Origin of the sequence: Zhenhengia yiwuensis (assembly GCF_014384995.1) — a bacterium.
Lineage (GTDB): Bacteria > Bacillota > Clostridia > Lachnospirales > Cellulosilyticaceae > Zhenhengia > Zhenhengia yiwuensis.
Genome location: NZ_JACRSY010000115.1, coordinates 1 through 875, shown reverse-complemented (window position 1 = coordinate 875; position 875 = coordinate 1). Strand labels below are relative to the sequence as shown.

Annotated in this window: 2 protein-coding genes; both read right to left on the bottom strand. The window is 37.6% G+C overall.

Annotated elements, in window-relative coordinates:
- Window positions 1-188 (bottom strand): hypothetical protein (locus H8718_RS20285; RefSeq protein ID WP_249334869.1); only part of this gene is annotated, 188 nt, incomplete at its 3' end.
- Window positions 188-875: phage NrS-1 polymerase family protein (locus H8718_RS20280; protein WP_456300773.1), on the bottom strand; the 688-nt coding region annotated here is incomplete at its 5' end. The genes H8718_RS20285 and H8718_RS20280, both read right to left, overlap by 1 nt.

The following is an 875-nucleotide window of genomic DNA, read 5'->3' as shown; positions in this document are numbered from 1 at the left end:
TCCTCCCCTTTCAGCTCCTGCACTTTCTTTTTAAATAATTTTTCTTCCCCCCTACTTATAGCTTCTTTTAGTAATAACTTATACTTCTTATTTTTTTCCTCTTTATCCTCTACTTTCAAAAATCCATAGCTTCTATCTTTATTAAAATCTATCTTTGATAAATCAATCTTTATCTCCTCTTGTTCCACTATTTCGCCTCCTCTTTATAATGATGTGGGTTATAATAGCTCCCACTATAATTCCTCATACATTTATGAATCGTTAAGTTTCCATAGGTTGATCCACTTTGTTTCCTGTTCCACTTATCTCTCATTAAAGCACTACTTCTAAAAAGCCTATCAACCTGACTAAGATTGCCTTTAGTCCAAAAGATAAGAAGATTAATCAAGGTCATATCATCTCTTGAAGCATCACCACTTCCCCAGCCATAATAATAAAGGTCATTAAATTTAGCTTGCTTACTTGCCTTATCAATGACTTCACTATCAGAGAGGGACTCGCCTCCACTAAAGGCTAGTTGTGTGGTAGAAATTCTTTTAGGTTCTTGAGGTTTCAAGTACTTCTCATAGAGTGGCTTAATGGCTTCACTACAATCCCTAAGTATGGTATAAGGCTTAATAACATTCCCTGTTACTGTAAAAAACCTTCCCTTCTCGTAGCATTCAAAGTTGCCTTTTCTGCAAGCTCCCTGTGGCTTACTGCCTTTACAAATGACATGGATACCCTTGCCGCTTGGTGAGACTTCGGCATAGCTGCCTAGTGTGGTTATAACTTCATTGACTATAGAATCTTTCAGGTCTACTCCATCTATATCCACACCAAAGATGCCATCCCCTAACATAAAACCTAAGCCATCATAATGCGCTACGACACGC